The sequence below is a fragment of the Mitsuaria sp. TWR114 genome (assembly GCF_007997345.1).
The window spans coordinates 1-898 of record NZ_VOSR01000274.1; the positions used below are offsets into that span (position 1 = coordinate 1).

General features: G+C 73.7%; 2 protein-coding genes. Both read right to left on the bottom strand.

Features of this window, described 5'->3' with window-relative positions; all coding sequences use genetic code 11:
- Positions 1-82: 82 nt before the first annotated feature.
- On the bottom strand, positions 83-343 hold the full coding sequence (locus FUT87_RS11790) for a DUF4266 domain-containing protein (RefSeq protein WP_147241134.1): 261 nt from the start codon (positions 341-343) through the stop codon (positions 83-85).
- A gap of 161 nt (positions 344-504) precedes the next feature.
- The coding region (locus tag FUT87_RS11795; protein ID WP_147241135.1) for a TlpA disulfide reductase family protein at positions 505-898 on the bottom strand (394 nt) is incomplete at its 5' end.

Here is an 898-nt window from a genome sequence, read left to right on the forward strand (position 1 = left end):
CGGTCGTGTCGGGCAGCGGGGCCGCCGGCGTCGCGCGGTCGCGGGCGCGTCGACGGCTCCCGCAGCAGGGACGCGTTCGAACTCAATTGCAGCCACAACCGCCTCCTCCCACGCCATTGCCGCCGGAGGCGTTTTCCTTGCTGGTGTAGATGTGGCTGGGCGAAACGGTCGCCGAGCAGTCGCCGCCCATCGTCATCTCGGGGCGGGCGAGCGCGCCCTTCTCCCAGGGCTTGGGGGGCTGGATCGCGCAGCCGGTGGTCGCGAACGCGAGCAGCGTCGCGCCGGCGACCAGGGCGGCCGTCGCGAGCGGGGCGCGGCGGCGAGGCGTCGGAGGCAGGGACATCGTGGGACTCCAGGGTGAAAGCAAGGGGGAGCGGCGGAGCGCGGGTGGCCGCGCCGGTGGGTGTCGGGACGCGGCGCCGGGTGCGCCATCGCGCGCTCAGGACGCTCGGGAAGCTCGGGAAGCTCGGGCGCTCAGGGCGGCATTCATGGCGCTCAGGGCGCTCAGGGCGCTTTGGCCGCCTTCAATGCGGCGGCGATGCGGGCCTCGAGCTCGGCCTTGTCCTCGGCGCGGAAGCCGGCGTGCTCCATCAGCACGCGGCCGTCGGGGCCCAGCACCACCGAGCTCGGCATCGCCCGGACCCCGACGCGCTGCGCGGAACCGCCCTTCGGATCGAAGGCCAGCGCGACCTTGGCGGGCACCTCCTTGAGGAAGGCCTGGGCGTCGTCGCGGCGGGCGTCGAGGTTGACCGCCACGATGCGCAGGCCCTGCGCGCCGTACTTGGCCTGCATCTCGTTCATCCAGGGGAAGGACTCGCGGCAGGGGCCGCACCACGAGGCCCAGAAGTCGACGTAGGTGAGCTTGGCCTTGCCGTCGTACAGCGGCACCGGCGCGCCG

Bases quoted from the DNA above. Each gene is read 5' to 3' on its own strand.
- FUT87_RS11790 (WP_147241134.1), bottom strand. From the start codon at position 343: ATGTCCCTGCCTCCGACGCCTCGCCGCCGCGCCCCGCTCGCGACGGCC.